Source organism: Nakamurella sp. GG22, from assembly GCF_052976845.2.
The window spans coordinates 1-18,515 of the sequence record NZ_JBRIIO020000001.1; the positions used below are offsets into that span (position 1 = coordinate 1).

General features: G+C 68.3%; 16 protein-coding genes, 1 tRNA gene and 1 other RNA gene. 7 read left to right on the forward strand and 11 right to left on the reverse strand.

Annotation, left to right across the window (positions count from 1 at the left end; genetic code table 11):
- Positions 1–821, forward strand: an 821-nt coding sequence (locus ACVBEQ_RS00005) for an N-acetylmuramoyl-L-alanine amidase (protein ID WP_447151367.1), incomplete at its 5' end; no start/stop codon positions are given.
- 23 nt (positions 822–844) lie between these two features.
- Here the strand turns inward: ACVBEQ_RS00005 and ACVBEQ_RS00010 are convergent.
- The 7 genes from ACVBEQ_RS00010 to ACVBEQ_RS00040 all read right to left on the reverse strand — a co-directional run bounded on the left by ACVBEQ_RS00010 (position 845) and on the right by ACVBEQ_RS00040 (position 8,776).
- Positions 845–1,870: an ABC transporter ATP-binding protein gene (locus ACVBEQ_RS00010; RefSeq protein ID WP_447151794.1), complete on the reverse strand. Its 1,026-nt coding sequence runs from the start codon at positions 1,868–1,870 to the stop codon at positions 845–847.
- 176 nt (positions 1,871–2,046) lie between these two features.
- On the reverse strand, positions 2,047–3,087 hold the full coding sequence (locus tag ACVBEQ_RS00015; RefSeq protein WP_447151368.1) for an ABC transporter ATP-binding protein: 1,041 nt from the start codon (positions 3,085–3,087) through the stop codon (positions 2,047–2,049).
- 7 nt (positions 3,088–3,094) lie between these two features.
- Positions 3,095–4,030, reverse strand: coding sequence for an ABC transporter permease (locus tag ACVBEQ_RS00020; protein WP_447151369.1), 936 nt, complete (start codon positions 4,028–4,030; stop codon positions 3,095–3,097).
- On the reverse strand, positions 4,030–5,040 hold the full coding sequence (locus ACVBEQ_RS00025) for an ABC transporter permease (RefSeq protein ID WP_447151370.1): 1,011 nt from the start codon (positions 5,038–5,040) through the stop codon (positions 4,030–4,032). Before ACVBEQ_RS00025 ends, ACVBEQ_RS00020 begins: the two co-directional genes overlap by 1 nt.
- 170 nt (positions 5,041–5,210) lie before the next feature.
- Positions 5,211–6,914: an ABC transporter substrate-binding protein gene (locus tag ACVBEQ_RS00030; RefSeq protein WP_447151795.1), complete on the reverse strand. Its 1,704-nt coding sequence runs from the start codon at positions 6,912–6,914 to the stop codon at positions 5,211–5,213.
- A gap of 428 nt (positions 6,915–7,342) precedes the next feature.
- On the reverse strand, positions 7,343–8,278 hold the full coding sequence (locus ACVBEQ_RS00035) for a cytochrome c biogenesis CcdA family protein (RefSeq protein ID WP_447151371.1): 936 nt from the start codon (positions 8,276–8,278) through the stop codon (positions 7,343–7,345).
- A 9-nt stretch (positions 8,279–8,287) separates the two neighbouring features.
- A complete protein-coding gene (locus tag ACVBEQ_RS00040; RefSeq protein ID WP_447151796.1) occupies positions 8,288–8,776 on the reverse strand; it encodes a redoxin family protein in 489 nt (162 codons plus the stop codon).
- Positions 8,777–9,259: 483 nt separating this feature from the next.
- Between ACVBEQ_RS00040 and glyA the strand changes: the two genes are divergently transcribed.
- Together glyA and ACVBEQ_RS00050 are read left to right on the forward strand one after the other, a co-directional pair.
- The gene (gene glyA / locus ACVBEQ_RS00045; RefSeq protein ID WP_447151372.1) at positions 9,260–10,612 is read left to right on the forward strand and encodes a serine hydroxymethyltransferase; all 1,353 of its coding nucleotides are present in this window, start codon (positions 9,260–9,262) and stop codon (positions 10,610–10,612) included.
- Complete coding sequence (locus tag ACVBEQ_RS00050; protein WP_447151373.1) at positions 10,609–11,238, forward strand: MBL fold metallo-hydrolase; 630 nt, start codon at positions 10,609–10,611, stop codon at positions 11,236–11,238. The genes glyA and ACVBEQ_RS00050 overlap by 4 nt, the downstream gene beginning before the upstream one ends.
- Before the next feature lie 24 nt (positions 11,239–11,262).
- On the opposite strand, the gene ACVBEQ_RS00055 is transcribed toward ACVBEQ_RS00050, so the two are convergent.
- Positions 11,263–13,362 (reverse strand): multicopper oxidase family protein, encoded by a 2,100-nt coding sequence (locus ACVBEQ_RS00055; protein ID WP_447151374.1) that lies wholly within the window; start codon positions 13,360–13,362, stop codon positions 11,263–11,265.
- A gap of 260 nt (positions 13,363–13,622) precedes the next feature.
- Between ACVBEQ_RS00055 and ACVBEQ_RS00060 the strand changes: the two genes are divergently transcribed.
- Complete coding sequence (locus ACVBEQ_RS00060; protein WP_447151375.1) at positions 13,623–14,219, forward strand: TIGR03086 family metal-binding protein; 597 nt, start codon at positions 13,623–13,625, stop codon at positions 14,217–14,219.
- Between the two features lie 29 nt (positions 14,220–14,248).
- Here ACVBEQ_RS00060 and ACVBEQ_RS00065 read toward each other — a convergent pair whose 3' ends face one another.
- Both ACVBEQ_RS00065 and ffs read right to left on the reverse strand, forming a co-directional pair.
- Positions 14,249–16,435, reverse strand: a complete 2,187-nt coding sequence (locus ACVBEQ_RS00065) for a DNA polymerase III subunit gamma and tau (protein WP_447151376.1) — start codon at positions 16,433–16,435, stop codon at positions 14,249–14,251.
- Positions 16,436–16,502: 67 nt separating this feature from the next.
- An RNA gene (ffs, locus tag ACVBEQ_RS00070) (signal recognition particle sRNA small type) lies at positions 16,503–16,595 on the reverse strand.
- A gap of 277 nt (positions 16,596–16,872) precedes the next feature.
- Here ffs and ACVBEQ_RS00075 point away from each other — a divergent pair.
- The 3 genes from ACVBEQ_RS00075 (at position 16,873) to ACVBEQ_RS00085 (ending at position 17,900) form a co-directional block, all read left to right on the forward strand.
- Positions 16,873–17,061, forward strand: coding sequence for a hypothetical protein (locus ACVBEQ_RS00075; RefSeq protein WP_447151377.1), 189 nt, complete (start codon positions 16,873–16,875; stop codon positions 17,059–17,061).
- A gap of 134 nt (positions 17,062–17,195) precedes the next feature.
- Positions 17,196–17,699: a DedA family protein gene (locus tag ACVBEQ_RS00080; RefSeq protein WP_447151378.1), complete on the forward strand. Its 504-nt coding sequence runs from the start codon at positions 17,196–17,198 to the stop codon at positions 17,697–17,699.
- A gap of 113 nt (positions 17,700–17,812) precedes the next feature.
- Positions 17,813–17,900: transfer RNA gene (locus tag ACVBEQ_RS00085), tRNA-Ser, on the forward strand.
- Between the two features lie 65 nt (positions 17,901–17,965).
- On the opposite strand, the gene ACVBEQ_RS00090 is transcribed toward ACVBEQ_RS00085, so the two are convergent.
- Positions 17,966–18,460 carry a pyridoxamine 5'-phosphate oxidase family protein gene (locus tag ACVBEQ_RS00090; RefSeq protein WP_447151379.1) on the reverse strand — a complete coding sequence of 165 codons (495 nt, stop codon included), beginning with the start codon at positions 18,458–18,460 and terminating at the stop codon, positions 17,966–17,968.
- Positions 18,461–18,515 lie beyond the last annotated feature (55 nt).

The window sequence follows — 18,515 nt, forward strand, 5'->3', positions numbered from 1 at the left end:
GCCCCACCCCGGAGCGGACGCCGACCACCACCGAGCCGGTGGACACCCCCGAGCCACCGCCCGCACCTGCGACCACCGAACCGGAGACCACGTCCGAACCCGAGTCGCCCGCACCGCCGCCGACCCCGCTCACCCGCGATCCCGCCCCCGCCCAGGGCCCGATCACCGGCGACAAGATCGTGGTGATCGATCCCGGCCACAACGGTGCCAACGCCGCGAATCCCGACATCATCAACGCGCTCGTGCCGGCCGGTTTCGGTCAGACCAAGCCGTGCAACACCACCGGGACATCCACCGACGCCGGGTACCCGGAGCACGACTTCACTTGGGGCGTGGCCAACTATCTCCGGCCGATGCTCGAGGCCGAGGGCATCACGGTCGTGATGACCAGGGACAGTGACGACGGCGTCGGCCCGTGCGTCGACAAGCGTGCGGCCATCGGCAATGACGCCGGGGCCGACGTCGTGGTGTCGATCCACGGCGACGGGGACGAGCCGTCCGCCAACGGCTTCTACGTGATGACGGCCGAACAGGATCCCGCCGGTGCGGAGATGGCGGCGAGGTCACAAAGTCTCGCGGTCGATGTGCGGGACGGGCTGCGCAGCGCGGGACTCTCGCCGTCCGATCACCTGGGCTCCGAGGGGCTCTGGCCGCGCAACGACCTGGCCGGGTTGAACCTGTCGGAGCGGCCCACCGTGATGATCGAGGCCGGCAACATGCGCAACTCCGCCGACGCCGCACTGATGACCTCGGACGCCGGTCAGCAGCAGGTCGCGCAGGGCCTGGCCAACGGTGTCCTGTCGTATCTCAGCGCCGGCTGAGAAGGCCCTCGCGAGCGGACAACTCAGATGACGTCGGCGGTGACGTCATGCGGCTTGAGCTCACCGGAGGCGATCTCGGCGGCGTAGTGACAGGCCACCCGGTGCCCGGGTTGCCGCTCGATCAACTCCGGCCGGTCGGTGTCGCACAGCGTCGGCTGCCGCCACGGGCAGCGGGTGTGGAATCGGCAACCGCTCGGCGGGTTGGCCGGTGACGGCAGGTCGCCGGTCAGCAGGATGCGCTCGCGGGCGTCCTCGACGAGGGGGTCCGGGACCGGAACCGCCGACATCAGCGCCCTGGTGTACGGGTGCAGCGGTTCGCGATAGAGGTCGGCGGAGGCGGCCTCCTCGACCAGCGCCCCGAGATACATCACGCCGACGCGGTCCGAGATGTGCTTCACCACAGCCAGATCGTGCGCGATGACGATGTATGTCAGCCCGAGATCCTTCTGCAGATCCTCCAGCAGGTTGATCACCTGGGCCTGCACCGAGACGTCCAGTGCGGACACCGGCTCGTCGGCGACGATCAGCTCCGGGTTGACCGTCAGCGCCCTGGCGATGCCGATGCGCTGCCGCTGGCCCCCGGAGAACTCGTGCGGGTACTTGCGCAGCGCCGTGTTCGGCAGGCCGACGGCGGCGAGCAGTTCGCGCAACCGCGCGTTGGTCTCGGCACCGGACTTGTCCAGGCCGTGCGCCTTCATCCCCTCCTCGAGAATGGATTGCACTGACTGCCGTGGATCGAGCGAGGACAGTGGGTCCTGGAACACCATCTGCATGCGGCGGCGAGCCTGCCGCATCGGCTCGGCCTTCAGCTCCGCGATGTTCTCGCCGTCGAAGATCACCGAGCCCGCCGTCGGCTCGATCAGCCGCAGGATCCCGCGGCCGAGAGTGGTCTTGCCGCAACCGGACTCACCAACCAGGCCGTAGGTCTCACCGCGCCGGACGGCCAGGCTGACCCCGTCGACGGCGTAGACATAGCCGATGGTCTTGTCGATGAGCACGCCCCGTTTGATCGGGAAGTGCACCTTGATGTCGTTCACCTCGAGCAGCACGTCCGCGCCAGCGGTGACGCTGCTGAGCTGCGCGGCCGGCACGTCCGGGATCGGCTCGGACTCGTGCTCGCGCGCAACGGCTTTCGCCGACTTCTCCAATTGCGCCTCGGCCGCGGCGGCCGCGGTCAGCGCGTCCGGGTCGAGCCGGCTGGCGTCGCTCTCCCAGGCGGGGCCGGTCATGTGACATCTCCTGCCTGGGCGACTGTCGACTGCCCAGCCGGACCGGCGCCGACACCGACCGGCATGACCGGATTGTGGCAGCGCAGCAGGTGATCGTGCTGCTCCGCCAGGGGCTCGAGCAACGGCGTCACCTGCCGGCACACCTCGATCTCGTTCCCGCAGCGCGGCGCGAAGGCGCAGCCGGAGGTCCACGGGATGTTGTCGGACACCGAGCCGAGAATCGGCGTCAGGCGCTCACCGGGCGGGGCGTCCAGTCGCGGGATCGACTCCAGCAGGCCGTGCGTGTACGGGTGCCGGGGTGTGGCGAAGAGCTCATGCCGGTCGGCCCGCTCGACAACCCGCCCGCCGTAGAGCACGTTCACCTCGTCGACCAGGCCGGCGACGACGCCGAGATCGTGGGTGATCATGATCAGCGCGGTCCCGTGGTCGACGACCAGGGACTGCAATACCGAGAGGATCTGCGCCTGGATGGTGACGTCCAGGGCCGTGGTGGGCTCGTCGGCGATCAGCAATCTGGGTCGGCAAGCCAACGCCATCGCGATCAACGCGCGTTGCCGCATCCCGCCGGAGAGCTGGTGCGGGTACTCCTTGAGCCGGCGGGACGGGTCGGGTATCCCGACCGAATCGAGCAGCTCACGGGCCTCGGACATGGCGGCGGACCGCTTCATCCCGCGATGCCGCTCCAGCACCTCGGTGACCTGAATGCCGATGGGCACCACCGGGTTCAGCGATGAGAGCGGGTCCTGGAAGATCATCGCGAGGTCGCGTCCGCGCCGGTCACGCATGTCGTCCAACGGCAGCGTCAGCAGGTCGGTGCCCTCGAAGCGGACCGAGCCGGTGATGGTGGAGCCGCGCTTGGGCAGCAGTCGCATGATCGCCAGCGACGTGACGGACTTTCCGCACCCGGATTCACCGACGAGGCCGACGGTCTGCCCGGGCGCCACCGTGAAGCTGACGTTGTCCACCGCGGTGAACGGAGCGACCCCCTTGCGGTTGAACCGGACCGACAGGTCCTCGACCTCCAGTAGTGCCGTCATTTCCAGATCACCGCCTGTTCTTCGGGTCGATGACCTCGCGCAAAGACTCGCCCAGCAGGGTGAACCCGAGCGCCACGATGATGATCGCGCCGGCCGGCCAGAAGGCCAGGCCGGGGTAGGAATCGATGCGATCCTGCGCCTCGCCCAGCATCTGGCCCCATTCCGGTTGCGAGACATCCTGCGAGCCCAGGCCGAGGAATGACAACGCTGCGGCATCGAGAATGACGATGGCGACGGTCAGGGTGGCTTGCACGATGACCGGGGAGATCGAATTGGGCAGCATGTGGCGAAAGACGATCGGGCCGCTTTTCACTCCCAGCGCGCGTGCCGCGAGCACATGGTCGGACTCCCGCTGTGCCAGCATCTGCCCGCGGAGTAGTCGCGCGAACACGGGAATCTGCGGGATGCCGACCGCGATGATGACGCTGGTCAGGTTCGGGTTGGCGAACAGCGCGCCGATCGAGATCGCCAGCAGCAGGCTGGGGATCGACAGCATGACGTCGACGATGCGCATGAGGACGCTGTCGACCCAACCCCCGAACGCGCCGGCCAGCAGGCCGATGACGAGGCCGCCGACCAGGCCGATCGCAGTGGCGATGACGCCCACCAGCAGTGTCTGACGGGCACCCACGATCAGGCGCGAGAAGAAGTCCCGGCCCTGGCTGTCGCCGCCGAGCGGGAAACCCGGCTGCGCCGGCGCGATGGTGTTCCTGGCCCGCGACGTCTGCCCGATCAGCACCTGCGCACCGGGATCGTTCGGCGCTATCCACGGACCGATGATGGCAAGCAGCAGGAACAGAACGATGATCACCGCGCCGACCCAGAACAGCGGCGTGGCCTTGAGCCGGATCCAGGCGTCCTTCAGCAGCGAGGTGCCCTCGTCGTCCGCGTTGACGAGCGAGTCGATGCGTTGCTTGCGCGCACGGGAGTACGTGGTGGCCATCAGCGTGTCCTGATCCGCGGATCGGCCAGCGCGTACGCGAGGTCGACGAGCGTATTGATGATGACGAAGGCGGCCGCGGTGGCGAGGATGATCACCTGCACCACCGGCCAGTCCTTCTGGGTAAAGGAGATCGACAGCGCCTGCCCGATGCCGGGGTACGCGAAGACCCTCTCGGTGAGCACGGCGCCCGCCAGCAGGAACCCGGTCTGCAATCCGGTCACCGTGATCACCGGCAGCATCGCGTTCCGCAGGATGTGCCGGTCGCGAATGGTCCGGTTGGTCAGTCCCTTGGCCTCGGCCGTCCGGACGAAGTCCTCACCCTGGATTTCGAGCACCGACGAGCGGGTGATCCGAAAAATCACCGCGAACGGAATGGTGCCCAGCGCTATCCAGGGCAGAATCAGGTGTTTGACGGCATCCCAGGAGGCGTCGAACTCGCGAGTGATGATCCCGTCGAGGATGAAGAAACCCGTCACCCTGGTGGCGTCGATGCCCGGGCTCTGCCTGCCGGAGGGTGGCAGCAGCCCCCACTTGACGGCGAACAGGTACTTGAGCAGGAACGCCAGGAAGAAGACCGGCACCGCGATGCCGATCAGCGAGAAGACGATAAAGCTGTTGTCCGTGACCCCGCCCCGGCGCTTTGCGGCGAGATAGCCGAGCGGGATGCCGAGCACCAAAGCGAAGATCATGGCACCGATGGCGAGTTCGAGGGTCGCACCGAACCTCTGGGTGAAGACGTCCAACGCCGGAGTCCCGGGGGCGACCTGGTTCGACTGCCCGAAATTGCCCTGCAGGACGCGGCCGAGGAACTTGAAGTACTGCACGAAGATCGGTTGGTCCATGCCGAAGAGCTTTTCCAGCTCCGCGCGGCGTTCGGGCGTCGCCCGGTCGCCGAGGATCGCGCCGACCGGTCCGCCGGGCAGGCTCCGAAGCCACATGAAGAGCAGCAGCGACAGCACGAACAGCACCAGCACCAGCTGCAGCAGTCGGCGGACCGTGTACCTCAGCATTCGAGACCCCGGGATCTCAGCACAGCACCGGCCTCCTCACCTTCGCACCTCGGAACAGCAACGAACGGTTTCAGCATGAACCGCAGAATCATGACCGACCTCACGCATGGACCGGGCGGCGGGCCGGATGATCGTGGTGATCATCCGTGCCCGCCGCCCGTCTGTCGCGATCAGCTCTTGTAGACGTCCACGAACTTCTCGTCCGTCAACGGGCTCGGGACCAGACCCTGCACGTTCCCGGCGACCACGATGGCCGGCGGGGAGTGCGAGATCGGCACGGCCGGAAGGTATTCCGCCGCGAGCTTCTTGTTGATCTGCTCGTACGCCGCCTTGCGCTCGGCCTCGTCCGGGATGGTGTCCGCCTCGGACAGTTCCTTGGACAGCGTTGCGCCCCACTCGGACTGGCCGGTGTTGAAGCGGTTCTTCACGTCGGTGAAGAACGTCCCGACGAAGTTGTCCGGCGTGTTGTAGTCACCGGTCCAGCCCAGCAGGAACAGGTCCGGCTGTCCGGCGTCGACGCCGTCGAGGTACCCGCCGTTCCACGGCTTGGATGCCTCGGTCACCTTGAAGCCGACGGCTTCGAGGTCGGTCTTGAACTGGGTGAAGATGCTCTTGGGGTCCGGCATGTACGGCCGGGTGACCTCGGTCGGCCACCAGAAGTTGACCTCCGGGTTCGTCTCTCCGGCCTCGGCGAGCAGAGCCTTGGCCTTCTCCGGGTCGTAGGCGTACTGCTCGACCTGATCGGTCCAGCCGTCAACGGTATCCGGGTAGAAGTTCAGCGCGACCTCGGCACCCTCGGGGAGCTGCGAATCGACGAGCTGCTGCCGGTTCAGCGCGTAGGCGATGGCCTGACGGACCTTGAGGTCCTGCAACGCCGGGTTGTTCTTCTGGTTGATGCCCAGGTAGAGGATGTTGAACGCCGGCCGGACCGCGACGTTGAAGCCGTCGGCTCCGAGAGCCTCCCAGTCGGCCGGGTTGGGCAGGTCGTATCCGTCGATCGTGCCGGCCTGTAGTTCCTGCTTCCTCGCGGTTTCGTCCGGGATGATCTTGAAGATCACCGTCTTGGACTTGGCCTTCTCGCCCCAGTAGTCGTCATTGCGGACGATGGTGACGGTGTTGTTGGCCTTGTCGTAGGAACCGAACTTGAACGGTCCCGTTCCGGTCGGGTGGGAGGTCGCGTACTCCGGGAAGCTGAAGGAGTCACCACCCTCGGCCTTGACGTCGTCGGCGTTGTACTTCTCCAGCGCAGTCGGCGACTGCATCGAGAACGACGGCAGCCCGAGGATGTTCGGGAACTTGGAGGTGTAACGGGTCAGCTTGATGACGGCAGTGTTGTCGCCGTCGGCAGCGCAGGAGGCGTAGACGCTCGGGACAGCCTTGCCGGCTTCGTCCTTCTGCCCGTTGAAGCCGCCCATGGTGTCCGACCAGTAGATCGCCTGGCTCGCACCGGCGTCCTTCTGGTTGTACATCCGGTCCATGTTGAAGCAGACGGCCTCCGCGTTGAACGGTGTCCCGTCGTGGAACTTCACGCCCTCCTGCAGCTTGAAGGTCCAGGTCAGGCCGTCCTCGGACTGCTCCCAGGACTCGGCCAGCGCCGGCTCGACGTCGGCGGTGCCGGGCTTGAACCCGACCAGACCCTCGTTCATCTGCCGGACCACGCGGAAGGTCTCGCCGTCCTGCGCGTACAGCGGATCGAACAGGTCGGGGGCTCCGGCGGCACCGAAGATGATCTGACCGTTCGGATCGGCAGGTCCGGGGGCGGCACTGGCATCACCCGGCGCGGAGCCGGACGCGGAGCCGGAGGCCTCTGCGCCGCTCGCAGCGCTCGCGGGGCTGGACTCGCTCCCGCGGTCCGAACTCGCGCACGCTGACATGGACAGGACAAGGGCGCCGGCCAGGCCGGCCCCCACCCACAGATGGCGTTTCACGCTTTACTACCTCCAGGCTGTCGTTGCGGTACCGCGGTGTGTCTACCCCGGCGGTATTACCGGGGTGTGATCTCCAACGGCGTTTCGGGTCCAACGGTGGTGCCTACAGCTGTGCTCGGTCGAACTCGTGCTGACCGGCCGCCCGGCCCCGCGACACATCTCCAACGGGCCCGACGGCTCGGCACTGCAGGAGTCTGCACCGACGTGGCGGGGCACGGCCTCTCGGAAGCCGAACCGAACCGCCCGACGCGCCGCCTGTCACCCTGTCACGGGCCGCAGCTGCGTCGTGCTGAAGGCACCGTAAACGTCAGTTCACCCCGAAACCTTCACCGTCACCGCATCGTTACCTTTGCGCAGACCATTGGCACGCACCGTCACAATGCGTCACGTTTCGCCGACCGCCGCCGTGCGGTCCTTGCGGAGCTGATCTGTGCCAGCCCCGCGACAACGATGACCAGCAGTAACAGCGCCACGAGCAGCGGCCACGCGCCAATGGTGTCGACCCAGCCCGCGAGAAGACCTTGCAGCCGGCCGGCTGCGTCGATCACCGGGTCGCTCGCATCGCCGTTGCCGGCGAAGAGGCGCAATTCGTAGACGCCGTAGTAGGTCACGTACACGCCACTGAGGACGAGCAGAGCGCCGCTGACCCGGTTGACGTAGGGCAGCAACCGCCGGGTGCCGGTCACGACAGACGAACTGGCCAACGCCGTCGCCACCGCGAGCAGGCCGACCACGATCGCCATCCCGAGCCCGTAGGCCACGTAGGCGACGACGCCGCCGATCGCCGATCCGCTCCGGAACGTCGCGCTGGTGACGGCCAGGAACGCCCCGATCGTGCAGGACAGCGATGCCAGTGCGTAGGCGATGCCGTAGCCGACCATCGAACCGATCCGACGGGTCGGAGCGCCCCGCCCGGGGCGTGGCAGCAGCAGCGTCAGCTCCCGGCCGCTGAGCAGATACCCGCCGAGCGCGACCAGCACGAGGCCGATCACGACCGTGACGGCGGGCAGGTATCGCTCGATGGAGGTGGTCAGCGGGGCGATGACCAGGCCGAACGCCCCGAAGACGAGCACGAATCCGGTGGCCATGGCCGCGGTGGCGGCGAGTGCCCGGCCGACCGCCCGGCTCCGGGACCGGCTCTGACCCGCTGTGCTCTCACCCGCTGTGCTCTCACCCGCTGTGCTCTCACCCGCTGTGCTTTCACCTGCGACGACCAGGGACAGGTAACCCGGCAGCATCGCGAACCCGCACGGGTTCACCGCGGCGACCAGGCCGGCGGCCACCGCGAAGCCCAGGGTGTCCAGGTCCATGGCCCTGGCTCAGCCCGACAGCTGGGCGAGCCGGCTGTCGAGTTCTTCCGAGGACACTCTGCTCTTGACGACGTCGACAGACCCGTCGGCACCGACAAAGGCATAGGCGGGCTGGTAGGTGACACCGAAGCGCTGCCAGATCGACGCGTCCAGGTCCGCCAGGTGCTCGAATCCGCCGACGCCGTAGTCGGTGACGAAGGCCTGCATGGCGGGGAGCTCATCTTGGGCGGCGACCCCGATGAAGGTGACATCCGGGTTCGCGGCGGCGGCCGCCGCCACCTGCGGGGCCTCGGCACGGCAGTTGGGGCACCACGGCGCCCAGAACCAGAACACCGCGGGCCTGCCTGCCAGGTCGGCACCGTCGAACGGCGCGCCGTCGAGAGTGGAGGCCGTGAACTGAAGCTGTTCGGGCACGGCTGGGGCCGGCTGCACGGCTGTGGTGGATCCAACCGGTGCGGCCGCGGACGAGGAGATCGCGTCAGTGGTCGACGAACTCACCGGTGCCGGCGCGGCCGATGAACTCGCAGGTGCCGGTGCGGCTGCGGCCGATGAACTCGCAGGTGCCGCGGCTGTTGCGGCCGACGAACTTGCAGGGGCGGCGACGGCCGATGAACTACCCGGAGCCGGCGGTGCACCGGTGGATGCCGACGAGGCGCAGCCGCCCAGAACCACGGCTGCCACGGTCACCAACACGGGGATGACCATGCGACGCGTCACGAACACTCCTCTTACTGGGGCGGTCGGCTGCCTGACCGGCCGGGACAGCGTTCCCCGATCATGCCCGCTTTGTCCGTGCGCAGGGCCGCCCGACCCTTACGGAACTGTGACGTCCCCGCAGCGACGAGTCACCGCCGTCTCCGCAGCCGCCGATCAGCGGATTCTTTCCCACCCACGTCGCCGACTACGGTGGAGCCTGCGAACGGCAGGGGATCCAGCCTGCCGAAAGGGCGCAGCCCAGACGCTGATCGAGGGAGACCTGCCATGACGACGACCGAAGTCGCCGCTGCCATTGCCGACCAGGCCACCGCCGCGGCCGCGCCATGGCCCGGCTTGAATGCCCCTCTGGAGATCGCCGACCCAGAGGTCGCGCACTACATCGCGCTCGAGGTGCGTCGCCAGCAGGAGACGCTGGAGATGATCGCGTCGGAGAACTTTGCCCCGGTGTCGGTGATGCAGGCGCAGGGAAGCGTGCTGACCAACAAGTACGCGGAGGGCTACCCGGGCCGGCGTTATTACGGTGGGTGCGAGAACGTCGACGTCATCGAGACTCTCGCGATCGAGCGGATCAAATCGCTGTTCGGCGCCGGCTTCGCCAACGTCCAGCCACACTCGGGCGCGCAGGCCAACGCCGCCGCCATGCAGGCGCTCATCAAGCCCGGCGACACGATCCTGGGCCTGTCCCTGGCGCACGGCGGGCACCTGACCCACGGCATGCGGATCAACTTCTCCGGGCTGCTGTACAACGTCGCGGCGTATGAGGTGTCCAAGGAGGACTACCGGATCGACATGGACGAGGTGGGCCGATTGGCCCGCGAGTACTCCCCGAAGCTGATCATCGCCGGCTGGTCGGCCTACCCGCGGCAGCTGGACTTCCAGCGGTTCCGGGAGATCGCCGACGAGGTCGGCGCCTACCTGCTGGTCGACATGGCCCACTTCGCCGGGCTGGTCGCCGCCGGGCTGCACCCCTCACCGGTGCCGCACGCCCACGTCACGACCACCACCACGCACAAAACTCTCGGCGGCCCCCGCGGCGGCGTCATCCTGTCCAACGACCCGGCCATCGCGAAGAAGATCAACTCCGCGGTGTTCCCCGGCCAGCAGGGCGGGCCACTCGAGCACGTGATCGCGGCCAAGGCCGTGGCGTTCAAGATGGCCGCCGACCCCTCCTTCACCGAACGCGCCGAGCGGACGATCCGCGGCGCCCGGCTGCTCGCCGAACGGCTGATCCAGTCCGACGTCTCCGACGCCGGCGTGCAGGTCCTCACCGGGGGCACCGACGTGCACCTGGTCCTGGTGGACCTACGCGAATCCGACCTCGACGGGCGCGCGGCGGAAGACCGGCTGCACGACATCGGCATCACCGTGAACCGCAACGCCGTGCCTTTCGACCCACGCCCACCGATGGTCACCTCCGGGCTCCGCATCGGCACCCCTGCGCTGGCCACCCGTGGCTTCACCGACACCGACTTCGTGGAGGTCGCCGACATCCTCGCCGCCGCCCTCACCGCACCCGTCGGCGAACTCGACCCCGCCGCGAGAAGCGCGTTGCAGGCACGGGTCACCGCGTTGGCCACGGCGCACCCGCTCTATCCGGGTCTCGGGGTGACGGTGTGACGGCGCGCATCGGAAAGGTCGTCACCGACGGCACTTTCACCCTCGACGGCGGAAGCTGGGATGTTCAGAACAACGTCTGGCTGCTCGGCGACGATGACGAAGTGGTGATCATCGACGCCGCGCATGACGCCGACGCGATCATGGAGAAGGTCGGCAATCGGCGGGTGGAGGCCATTCTGCTCACGCACGGCCACAACGACCACATCAACGCCGCCCCGGACCTCGCCAAGCGGACCGGAGCCACCATCTGGCTGCATCCCGCCGACGCCGCACTGTGGGGAATGACCCACAGTGCGTCGCAACCGGGTGCGGAACTGCACGGCGGGCAGGTGCTGACGGTGGCCGGCGTCGACATCCAGGTGCTGCACACCCCCGGCCACAGCCCCGGGGCGGTCTGCTTCTCCGTCCCGAAGCTCGGCACGGTCTTCACGGGCGACACGCTCTTCGCGGGCGGCCCAGGGGCGACCGGCCGTTCCTTCTCGGACTTCCCGACGATCATCGACTCCGTCAGCCGCAAGCTGCTGACGCTGCCGGGGACCACCGTGGTGCACACCGGTCACGGTGACGACACCACCATCGGCACCGAGGCCCCGAACCTGGACGACTGGGTGGTCCGGGGGCACTGACCGGTGCCGGGCAGGCCGCGCCGCCTATGACATGTGATGGCCCGTCGGCTGTCCCGGCTGCGCCGGGCCGATACGCATCGGCCGCATCATCTCGTTGTCCTCGTGTTCGACGATGTGGCAGTGCCAGACGAACTGGCCGGCCTTGCCGAAACGCATCCGGATCCTGGTCACCTCGCCGGGATAGGCGATGACGGTGTCCTTCCAACCGGTTTCGGCCGGCTCCGGCCCACGCGGAGCACTCGTGACGTCGATGTCCACCCGCTGCTGCACTTCGTCGACGACAATTGGCTGCCGGTTCACCAGCTGGAAGAAGACGTCATGCACGTGCATCGGATGCGCGTCCGCCGTGGTGTTGTAGATCTCCCACAGCTCGGTGGCCCCGGGCGCGGGATTCTCGGTCAGCGGCTCGCTCCACATTCTCGCCGTGTACCTGCCGTCGTCGCCGACGGTGCCGAGCAGGGCCGCAATCGGAGCGTCCTCGGCGTCCATCGACATCTCTTCGACCAGTGCCAACCGGCGGGTCACTCCGCCGGTCAGCGGCCTGATGCGCGGCAGCGACAGGAACTCGGGCGGGGTGCTCGGGTCGTGGCCGGTGGCTCGGACGACCCGGAATTCCAAGACCTGCCCGGTGCTGTCCGGGTCGGCGCGGTCGAAGTCGTCATCCGGTTCGCCGCCGCCGAACGGCTCATCAGGACCGACGTTGCCAAGAATGTGGCGGCCGATCGGTACCCGGGAGAAGTCGACGATGACGTCGGCCCTTTCCGCCGGCGCCATCAGTAGTCGGCCCGATCTCTTTCTGGTGACGTCGACCGGCACGGGCAGGAACCCGCCCTCGGAACCGATCTGCCACACCTTGACGCCCGGAATCCGCGTGAAGTCGAGAACGAGAAAGCGTGCGTCGCAGCCGTTCAGCAGGCGGAAGCGATAACGCTTGCGCTGCACCGTCAGATGCGGCCAGGTGGCGCCGTTGACCATCAGCGTGTTTCCGAAGAACTCCGGATTCCAGATCGGTGGCAGATCTCCCGCCGGAATGTACGGGCCGACCGTTCCGTCGAAGAATTCACGGGAATCCGGATAGAACAGGGAACCGTCCTTGTTGAAGGACCGGTCCTGGATGGCCAGCGGGATCTCGGCATAGGACTTCCTGGGCCTGCCATTGCCCTGTCCCGGTGCCGGTCCCGGGAGTACCGCCCGACGGCCGGTGCGAACGTCGCGAACCGCGTCGTCGCCCTCGGGCCCACCACGGATCAGGAAGAAGCCGGCGGGTCCGGCATAGACATTGAGCCGCGTCATCCCGAGGGTGTGGTCGTGGTACCAGAGGGTGGACGCCCGCTGGCTGTTCGGATACTGGAACGTCGCCGAGCCCGGACGCCAGGACGCACCGAAACCCCTGCGCGCCTTGCCTTTGAAGAAGTCGTACCACGTGCCCTGCCGGGCAAAGCCGGCGGGAATGTCGGCGGCTGCCGGCAGGTACCAGGCCTCCGGATATCCGTCGCTCTCGTCGCCCACACCGACCGACCCGTGCACGTGGGTGACCGTCGGAACCGGTCCGCGATAGGGGCCGGGGGTGGCGTCGAACGTCGGTCTGCTGTCGCGATGCGCGATGCCGCCCGCCGGATTCGCCCAGTGCAGCGTCGGATCGACCGGCAGCAGGTGCGGAAGTGATCGTCCGCGGCGGGTCATGAGCTCGTTGATCCATCGCACCCGGACCGGCCGGCCCCACTGCGCCTCGATCGTCAGGCTCGGGGCGTGGTGCAGTGCGTCGGCACTCTGGCCGGTCCCGGCGTGAGGCCCGTATCCCCACACGGTGGTGGGCGGCAACGAAGCAGGCAGGATCTGCTGCTGGAACTGCCGCACCGAGATCTCGTAGTAGTCGGCGATCGCGCCGTCTCCGGTACGGACGACGCCGGCCTTCGGCATCGCCGGGGGGATGAGCACCGGTGTCGCGAACTTGGGGATCTGATCGGGCTGCAGCAGCGTCGAGCCCTCGGGCGCTGCAGCCTGAACGGCCACCGGTCGGCCGCCGAGGGAGCTCAGGAAGTACAACCCGAAGCCGGCGCCGGCGGCTTTGAAGACCGTGCGCCGTCCGACGCCGGCCGGACGGGCGATGTGTTCCTCTGTCATGTCCATCTCCCCCAATGCAGTCACTTACCGCGGATACGAGATCGAGATGACTCTCGGTAGTGATGAGGGTCATAGATACACCCATTTGCCGAACTTGTCCTCGTCTGCTTGCACATCCTGTTAGCAAGCGAGGAGCCGAGCACGACCTTCGGAGGGATCGAATCGAGATCGGGGACTGTGCTCGGTGCGACTCCTATGCTTGGCACCGGCACCGGCACCGGCGCTGGACGGGTCGAACGATCCACGGCAGTGTTCGCGTCGTGACCGAACCTGCAACCGTCGATCAGTTGGCTCGCGCCACCCAGGTCTGCGCCGGCCTGGTCGCCGGCGTGGCCTCCACCGGGTGGACCGCCCGGACGCCGTGCTCCGAGTGGACCGTCCGAGATCTGGTGGTGCACCTCATCCTGGGCAAGCATCTGTTCGCCGACGCGCTCCTGCCGGACGCCCCGCGGACGGTGGCCGACACGGCGAAGTACCTCGAGAACCCGGACGCCGACCTACCAGCCGCCTTCGACATCGCGGGACAGCTTCTGCTGCAGGCATTTTCCACGCCTGACGCGATGAGCCGGATGATCACCGTTCCGTTCGGCACGATTCCCGGCGCGGTGGCCTTGCACCTCCGGATCGTCGAGATGCTGGTGCACGGATGGGATCTCGCTGCAGCAACGGGCACCCGTGTCGAATTCCCGGACGATCTTGCAGAGCAGGAAATCGCTTTCTCCGCGCAGAACCTGAGCCGGGTGCCGCCCGGCCGCCGGCGTTTCGCCGATCGGCAATCCTCGGCGGACGACGCCCCGGCCATCGACCGGCTGGCCGCCCTGCTGGGTCGCGAGGTCCCGTTCGATCGCGCACGCTGACGTCCTCGGAAAACAGGCCTCCGGCTGCGCTACCCCTGCTGTTCCAGCGGCCGTGCGCCGAGCTGCTCGGACAGCAGCGCAATCGCCGTTTGCTCCGGGTCGCGAACGTCGGCGACGGCCTTCGGGTCAACGGGTTCGCCGTAGTCGTCGGGGATGTCGTCCTCGGGCGGCGGGGGCGGCAGGGGGTCCCCGGCACCGGTTGAGGCCATCCCCGCGCTCGGTGGTCCACCGGTCGATCCACGCGGCGGACCGGACGCAGGTTCCGCGGTCGCTCCCGCGGCCTCACACCTGATGGTCCAGTTGACGCCCAGGATCTCCTTCAGTGCAGCGCGCAGGATGTCGGAGTTGTTGGGCTCCAGCACTCGTCGCGCCATCACCGCCGACGGCATGGCGATCTGCAGCTGACCGTTCTCCACCCCGATGACGGTCGCGGCCTCCAGGATCGCCTGGGTGGTGCGCCGTTGCCGCTTGACGGCCACCAGCACCTCGGGCCATACCCGCCTGACGTCCGTCACGCCGATGTTGGAGGCGGCGATGGGGGTGTCGGTGACCACCGGCGTGTCCGGCGCGGCAGGTGCGGGAGCGGCTTCGGTTGCAGCAGCATGGGTTGGAGGTGCGCCATCGGGCGCCTTCGGGGCTTCCCCAGTTGCCCGGTTCCGCTGGTCGGGTGCGGTCCGCTCGTCGCCGTTCGAGGCTCGGGCCGGCTCGCGCCGGGCCGAACTCAGCGTGGGGGGTTTCGGCAGCCCCAGGTCCGGCCCAGTCGCCGGCTTCCGCCCCGCTGACGGGCGAGCCGCCGGCGCCTCCGGTCGATCGTTGACGTTCGGCCCGGTGGTCGGCACGCTGTCGACCTGCGGAGCGCCGTTGGTCGCCGGAGGTCCGTTGCTGGCGCCGACCGGTGGTCGCGATGCGGGACCGCCCGGTGGTCGCGATTCACCCACCGATCTCGCCGGAGCGACGGGCCGGATCGACGCCTGTGACGCCGCAACGTCCGCGGCAGGGACGGAGGCCTCCGACGCCACACCACCGAGCACCTTCGCGCCGCCCAGATCGCCGGCAATGTCCATCCGGCGTTCCATCCGTTCGAGCCGTTGCAGCAGCGAGGGATCGCCCGAGGCGGAGCCCGGCAGCAGCATCCGGGCGCACAGCAGCTCGAGCACCAACCGCGGCGAGGTGGTTCCGCGCATGTCCACCAAGCCGGTGTGCAGCACCTCAGCCATCCGGGTCAGCGTCGCGATCCCCAGCCGGTCCGCCTGGCCGACCATGGCCGCGAGCTCGTCCTCCGGGGAATCGATCAGGCCCTTGCCGACCGCGCCGGGCACAGCGTTGAGGATGACCAGGTCGCGCAGCCGCTCGAGCAGGTCTGCCGCGAACCGGCGGGGGTCGTGCCCCGCCTCCACCACCCGGTCGACGGCTCCGAACACCGAGGCACCGTCGCCGGCGGCAAGCGCGTCGACGACCTCGTCGATCAGCGCGGCGTCCGTCACGCCCAGCAAAGCGACCGCACTGCGGTACGTCACGCCCTCGGGGCCGGCTCCGGCCAGCAATTGGTCGAGCACGGACAGCGAATCACGGGCCGAACCGCCGCCGGCCCGGATCACCAGGGGCAGGACCGCCGGCTCGACGATCGCGCCTTCCTCGGCGCACAACCGTTCCAGTAGCGCCCGCAGGGTGGTGGGCGGGATCAGCCGGAACGGATAGTGGTGGGTCCGCGACCGGATCGTCGTCAGCACCTTGTCCGGTTCGGTGGTGGCGAAGATGAAGACCAGATGCTCCGGCGGCTCCTCGACGATCTTGAGCAGCGCGTTGAAGCCCTGCGTCGTGACCATGTGGGCCTCGTCGATGATGAACACCCGGTAGCGCGACTCGGACGGCATGTAGAACGCCTTGTCGCGCAGGTCACGGGTGTCGTCGACGCCGCCGTGGCTGGCCGCGTCCAGCTCCACCACATCCAGCGAGCCGGGGCCTTCGGGCGCCAGCGCGATGCAGGACGGGCAGACCCCGCAGGGGTCGGGGGTGGGGCCTTGGACGCAGTTCAGCGAACGGGCGAGGATCCGTGCCGATGACGTCTTCCCGCAGCCGCGGGGGCCGGAGAACAGGTACGCATGGTTGATCCGGCCGGCGGCGAGCGCCGTTCGCAGTGGCTCGGTGACGTGCTCCTGCCCCACCACCTCCGAGAAGGTCGCGGGTCGGTATTTGCGGTAGAGGGCGAGCGCCACGGACCGAGGCTACGGCAGCGCACCGACACCGGGCCCCGCCCGTTCACAACCGTCCTTTCCCCGGGACAGAAGGGGACCCCCGCACCCGTCAGAGCTCACGGACCCTTGCTGCCTTCCGGCCCTGGGGGGGTTGATGAGATGGACGCCGCGGGGGTCCGGCGGCCAGTGTAGCGGTGGATCGCCGGGGGTTCGATAACAAGCCGGCCCGAGCGCGAACGGCACCGCACGAAGCGGCCCGCGTCGACCCTGGGACCACGCGTCTGAGGTTGCGCTGGAGTGGCCTTCGACACTGCGTCGAAGCACACATCCAAGATCGTCGAAATAGGCTCTGATCAGGGAGCATAATCGATACAGATGGATTGAACAGGTCGCTTCGGGACGGCCGGCCATCGAAGTACGCGAGGTCCCGGACACTTGAAACGAGGAGAAACGACATCATGCATCTTCACCTTCTTGACACCCTGGCCGCCCACCGCGCCGAGCGCGCTGAGCACCGCCACCTGGTGGAGGAACTGGCCGCCTACACCAGCGAGTCCGACCGTCTGGAGATCGAGACAATCGTCGCTCGGTACAGCGAAGAGGAGACCCGCGAGGTCCGCGCGATCCTGGATTCGCTCGCCGCCTGACGTCTCGCCCTTTGGCCTTACCCTGGCGAACGGACATCCGGTCGCTCATCAGGCACCGGCCGACATCGAAACTCCCAGGGGGTGCGGCGTGAGCAGCGCAATCGCTCCGCCCGCCCCTCGGAACCTCTGACACCATGCCGAGCTGGTACGAGGGCAAGCCCTTCGGGGTGACCGTTGCCGTCCTGTTCTGCATCGTGTTGCTCCGCGCCCAGGGCACCTACTGGCTGGGGCGGGGAGTTCGCGCCGGCGTCCTGCACACCCGGCTCGCCGCCAAGGTCACCGGCCCACGCACGACCAGAGCGACTGTGGCCCTGCAGCGCTGGGGACCGCCACTCGTCACCCTGTCGTTTCTCACGGTCGGCGTGCAGACGGTCGTGAACGCCGGCGCCGGGCTGATCCGGATGCCCTTCCTGCGCTACACGATCGCCATGCTGATCGGCTGCCTTGCCTGGGCATTGATTTTCGCCACGGTCGGCATCGCCGCCGTGGAGGCGTCCATCGCACTCGCCGCACGATCGCCGTGGGCGCTGGCCGCCGTGGTTTTCCTGCTGTTGGGCGTTATGGCGCTGTGGATCGTGCTGCGACGGCGCCGGGGTGCAGGGGAGACCTCCGTACCGGTAGGTGAACTGTCGCCGTGACACGGTTGGCACCGCGGTGGTTCGGAGCACCACGACCGGCCCGTTAGACTTCTGCGCGGTGTTGCCACCGCCGTCGTGCGTGATACGCGGTGGTGGGCGCAGCACCGGCACCAGGAGGATTCGCCTAGTGGCCTATGGCGCACGCTTGGAAAGCGTGTTGGGTTAACGCCCTCGGGGGTTCGAATCCCCCATCCTCCGCCAGCTTGGCCGGCAACAAGGGTCGCTTACGGCAGCTACCCGTCGCACCCACGGCCGCTCTGAGATCGTCATTGATCCCAGGGCTGCACCGGCCTACGGTGGTCGACCCCTGTTCCGTGACGCCCGTCGCGACCGGGGACGTGAATGTCGGCCGACCGCGCCACGGCACGGTAGAGCCGGAACTTCTCGTCCTCACCCGAGAGCTCCGCGGGGGCGAACCGGCGGGCACCGGCCTTAGACTGCGCAAAAGCCTCGTCGCACGCCGCCGCGAGTTCATCTGCGGGCACGACTCCGGCCGTGCCTGCAAGGTAGACCGCCCGTCCCTCCCCGACCGCCGCGGTCGAGTCGAAGATGACCATCGCAACGTCGGGCCGAACGGCCACGTTGGCCGAGTGGTGCGTCGCCAGCGACGAGATCCAATAGAAGCGGCGGTAGCCACCGTGCCCGAAGTACACAGGTGACACGCGCGGCGTCCCGTCCGGCTCGGTCGTGCCGAGCGCCAGGTAGGCGTTCGCATCGATCATCTCGCGGGCCGCGGCGTCGAGGTCGGCGGGAAGGTCCACGTCGTGCTCCCTTTAAGTCCGGCCCTCTGCAGCGTGGTCACGGGGTCGACCTACG